This is a genomic window from Acidobacteriota bacterium (assembly GCA_016208495.1).
GTDB lineage: Bacteria > Acidobacteriota > Blastocatellia > Chloracidobacteriales > Chloracidobacteriaceae > JACQXX01.
The window spans coordinates 1-4,625 of the sequence record JACQXX010000038.1 but is presented as its reverse complement, the minus strand read 5'-3'; the positions used below and the strand labels follow the sequence as shown (position 1 = coordinate 4,625).

Below are 4,625 nucleotides of genomic sequence, written 5' to 3'. Positions count from 1 at the left end.
TGGCCGGGGATTGAAACCGGTGAGCAATGCGAAAATGGGTTTGTCATAACCCCGTCCGAAAGACCCTTAGACCTGGCCGGGGATTGAAACTCCACTGCGACCATCTGGGCGTAGTCGATACCGGGGTGTGTCCGAAAGACCCTTAGACCTGGCCGGGGATTGAAACTCGGAAGCAGCACGCATAGTGAGATAGCGGCACTCAGTCCGGTCCGAAAGACCCTTAGACCTGGCCGGGGATTGAAACCTGCGATCCGAGCGATGAGTTTGGCGGTTACGGGATCAAGTCCGAAAGACCCTTAGACCTGGCCGGGGATTGAAACAAAACAGTTGCAGTTGATCCCATTGGAACATCAGCCGGTCCGAAAGACCCTTAGACCTGGCCGGGGATTGAAACTTTTCGCGAAATAACGACAAGCGCAAGTTGCGCTTGGTTGAGTCCGAAAGACCCTTAGACCTGGCCGGGGATTGAAACTAAGAGCAACCGATGCGGTAACTCTTACATTCCTGTTTCGTCCGAAAGACCCTTAGACCTGGCCGGGGATTGAAACTTTCGCGAAAACGTGTTTTCCAATTTCGCCCTCGTTAATGTCCGAAAGACCCTTAGACCTGGCCGGGGATTGAAACCCGCCGATGCGCTGAAGGACGGCCTATTTAATGCAGTGTCGTCCGAAAGACCCTTAGACCTGGCCGGGGATTGAAACCAGCCCGCTTTTCTTTGTTTTTTTCTTCTTCAGTAGTGTCCGAAAGACCCTTAGACCTGGCCGGGGATTGAAACCTTTCTCATAGCTCAGAAATGGGGGTATCTTGGTCGTCCGAAAGACCCTTAGACCTGGCCGGGGATTGAAACAAACCCCCCTGGGTTTCGACGATAGTCGTCACCTTCCGTGCTTGACACCTTTAGACCTGGCCGGGGATTGAAACATTGCTACCGCAACCAGAATCCAACAGATTACCAAGACGTGCTTGACACCTTTAGACCTGGCCGGGGATTGAAACCCCTCGCATGAGAAATATCTTCCGGTATGGGAAGGTTGGTTTTCGCCCGGATGGGCGGTGGAAAGTAGCCGGTGGTTTGCCGCTTTGGGCATACCACCGGATCAGTATCCATTTCATTCGCGCCCGGATGGGCGCTGGAAACGTTCTGTGGCAAGGTTTCGGCGAAAATCCCGGAGTCCTTGGGGGTTTTGATCCAGCGCCCATCCGGGCGCGAACCATTGGCGGCCTCCATTCCGGTGGGTGCGCCTCAAAGCAGGCTTCCCACCGGCTACTTTCCATCGCCCTCCGGGCGGGGGTTGTCAAGCTCAACTGACCTTTCCGCAACGGAGTTTAAGAAAGATGGTGCTTGACACCTTTAGACCTGGCCGGGGATTGAATGGCACAATTTGCCTCTCGTCTCATCTGGAAAATAGACATACAAAAGGCTCTGAACCCTGGATTGGGTTCAGAGCCTTTCCTTTTGTTCTGAACAGGTTGTCTTTTCTTGCTCTCTGGCTTCAAGTCAGGATCAGGAATTGAGGTGTGGAGAAACCGAAAGCCTGTAACCGCCCAGACCAAACGTAGTGGCGGCTCCAACGTGGACGATTTCACCTGCCGCCAATAGCGGGAGCAACCCGGCAAGAGCTGGGCCTGAATAGGTAATTTTTCCGATGACCCCGCCCAGTTTCATTTTGGTCTCCTGGCGATTTGAATACCGTTCCCAGTCGCACCAGCGAATCTGGGTTGCCACGGTTTTGACTTTGGAAGCCAGGCGGGTCAGTTCTTCAATATCCAGATTCAATGGTTCGCTTCCGTGAAAAGCTGCCAGAGAATTGATCCGCCGTGCCAGTGATCGAACCAGAATGGAGCAGGGAAGTTGAAATTGCAATTTCTTGCCGAGCCTGATTCGGGCAGGTGTTTCAAGTTGAATCGTGATCTGGTCAGGCTGAGGAAGTTCAGTCAGCCGATGAGCAACCAGGTTTCCAAGCGTGGTTACGGGTTCATCGGGTGAAGCTACGGATTCAAGCTCAAACACCGAACGCGCCACGCCAAGGCCAAAAGCTCCCATTAACCGAACGGCTTCGGTAACTGGAGCGTGAACGTCCGTGCTTTTGCCAATGAGTGTTATTTCAAAGGTCAATGTTTCATCACGTTGAAGCTGTTGCCGATTTTGGGCCAGGGAAATTGGCGGAAGGACGATCAGGTACGGATGCTGAAAGTCATCGAGTTGCCCGGTACCTGGGTGAGGTCGGGGGTGACCAGCTTCAAATATCTGGTGATAGATACAACCGTCCTCGAATTGACATATGTCATTACAAACAGGTGGAACTTTCAGGCACGTCCGTTTTTTCAGGGCATGGCCAAAGGCACCACGCAGAGTCGAACCAAGAAACCCCGGCAAACAGGCAGGTTCACAGGCACGCAATGTGAAGACAAGTCGCTTCAAGTTTATTCTCATCATTCGCGTAATAAAAATCCTGTTTCGTGAATTCTTTGTTCAGTTTTCTGGTTTGTTCACTCAAAAACAGCTCACCAACTGCCTTCGGGAACCCATTGTCTGTGAACCCGCGAAGCGGGTGGCCGGGTGCGCCTGCTTCGCCGGTCTGATGGAGACCGCACGTTGGACCCAGGGTTTCAAAGACTTCATCCTGGGCTACGAGTCGGTGCCCGTTTCGCAGGCTGAATCCACCTGTCGCCCAGATTCAGTTTTTGAGTATGTGTCAGATCAATTTAGACAATTGTGACCAAAACTGGAAAAAGATTCGATAACCTAGATTTTTATTACGCGAATGGTGAAAAGGTGCTTATGGAACACTGGAATTATGCTTTTCAATCGCACTCGCATTTGATATATCACTTTCCGCAGATACATTTTTCCGAGATGGAAAATGTATCATGGTCACTGCCTTAAAGAGCAACCTTCAGTCAAGACAATCTGCTGAACCTTTTTCTGAAAAGCTATGCCTGGTCAACTTTAGCCCACTGTGATTTCGTCTGTTTATGCACAAAAGGAAAGCCTTCAAACACATTGCCGTTTCAATCATCATTGTGGTGGTGGTTCTGAGCGGGTTTTTACTCTTTCGAACCACCCGGTTTACTTCAAAACAGGTTCCGGTTCAATCAGTTCCCCTGGCTGTGGAAGACCAGGACGCGACCGCCCGCCATCTGGCCTCAGCCCTGCAATTTCAGACGATTTCAATTCTGGAGGCCGATCAGTTCCGTCAGTTTCACGAATTTTTAAAGGCCACCTATCCAAAAGTGTTTGCCACCCTGACGCTTGAAAAGGTCAACGAACACAGCCTGCTGTTTCGATGGGAAGGCCGTGCGCCAAACCTCAAGCCCATTCTGCTGGTTGCGCATCAGGACGTTGTCCCGGTTGAACCTGGAACGGAAGACAAATGGACGCATCCTCCTTTTGGTGGCCACGTCGCTGACGGATATGTGTGGGGACGTGGTTCACTCGATGATAAATCCGGCGTCATTGGTATTTTGGAAGCCGCCGAACTTCTTTTATCCGAAGGGTTTCAACCACAGCGCACCATCTATTTTGCCTTTGGTCACGATGAAGAGACCAGCGGGAAACAGGGAGCGGCTGAAATCTCAAAATTGCTCCAATCACGGGGACTCCAGTTTGAATGTGTCCTGGATGAAGGCGGCGCGGTGGTTGAAGATTATCCCCAGGTTCCACTCCCCGTGGCGCTGGTTGGTATTGCTGAAAAAGGATATGTGAGCATCAAGTTGACCGCGAAAGGGGAAGGCGGCCATTCGTCAATGCCTCCGAAGCAAACGGCGGTCGGAATCCTGAGCGCCGCACTCGTCAAACTTGAAACCAACCAGGTCCCAGCCCGGCTCGAAGGACCAACCCGCCAGATGTTTGAATACCTCGGCCCGGAAATGTCTTTTCCTAACCGGGTGATTATGGCCAATTTGTGGCTGTTTCGCCCGCTGGTAACCTCCATTTTGGCCAAGTCACCGACTACCAATGCCTATATCCGCACCACAACGGCGCCGACCATGCTTGAAGGCAGCATCAAAGACAATGTGCTCCCGATTTCAGCGCGGGCGATTATCAATTTTCGGATTCTGCCAGGAGACACAATTGAATCAGTCACTGAACACGTCCGCCAGACAGTCAGCGATTCACGAGTTGAGGTCGAACCGCTGACTGAAATGGCGGCCAATCCATCGCCAACTTCACGAACTGATTCCGAAGCCTTCGCCACCGTTCAACGCACGCTTCACCAGGTATTTCCAGGAATTGTCGTCACGCCAACATTGGTCATTGGCGCAACCGATGGGCGGTACTACGCGCCACTCAGCCAGAATGTATACCGGTTTTTGCCCATCTGGATCAAACAGGCCGATACGATTCGCATCCACGGCACCAACGAGCGAGTGTCAGTCAAAAACTTTGCCCAGGCCGTCACTTTTTATCGCCAATTGATGGTGAATTTTGATCATAAAACCAGTCATGCCAATTAGGGTTCAGGGTTCAGGGTTCAGGGTTCAGGGTTCAGGGTTCAGGGTTTAGAACAAACCTGTAAAGGATAAAAAGGACAAAAAGGACGAAAAGATGATCAATTCGAAAACCCCGAACCCCGAACCCCGAACCCCGAACCCCGAACCCCGAACCCCGAACCCCGAACCCC

General features: G+C 51.8%; 3 protein-coding genes and 1 CRISPR repeat array. Of the genes, 2 read left to right on the top strand and 1 reads right to left on the bottom strand.

Annotated elements, in window-relative coordinates; all coding sequences use genetic code 11:
• Window positions 1-53: 53 nt before the first annotated feature.
• A CRISPR array of direct repeats spans window positions 54-996; the repeat unit is 37 nt; unit sequence GTCCGAAAGACCCTTAGACCTGGCCGGGGATTGAAAC.
• A 7-nt stretch (window positions 997-1,003) separates the two neighbouring features.
• On the top strand, window positions 1,004-1,309 hold the full coding sequence (locus HY774_06645) for a hypothetical protein (protein ID MBI4748149.1): 306 nt from the start codon (window positions 1,004-1,006) through the stop codon (window positions 1,307-1,309).
• 195 nt (window positions 1,310-1,504) lie between these two features.
• Here the strand turns inward: HY774_06645 and cas6 are convergent, their stop codons facing one another.
• The gene (gene cas6, locus HY774_06640; GenBank protein ID MBI4748148.1) at window positions 1,505-2,422 is read right to left on the bottom strand and encodes a CRISPR system precrRNA processing endoribonuclease RAMP protein Cas6; all 918 of its coding nucleotides are present in this window, start codon (window positions 2,420-2,422) and stop codon (window positions 1,505-1,507) included.
• 554 nt (window positions 2,423-2,976) lie between these two features.
• Between cas6 and HY774_06635 the strand changes: the two genes are divergently transcribed.
• The gene (locus HY774_06635; protein ID MBI4748147.1) at window positions 2,977-4,458 is read left to right on the top strand and encodes a M20 family peptidase; all 1,482 of its coding nucleotides are present in this window, start codon (window positions 2,977-2,979) and stop codon (window positions 4,456-4,458) included.
• Window positions 4,459-4,625 lie beyond the last annotated feature (167 nt).

Excerpts from the sequence above, each read along its gene's own strand:
- HY774_06645 (MBI4748149.1), top strand. The coding sequence starts at position 1,004 with ATGAGAAATATCTTCCGGTATGGGAAGGTTGGTTTTCGCCCGGATGGG.
- HY774_06635 (MBI4748147.1), top strand. The coding sequence starts at position 2,977 with ATGCACAAAAGGAAAGCCTTCAAACACATTGCCGTTTCAATCATCATT.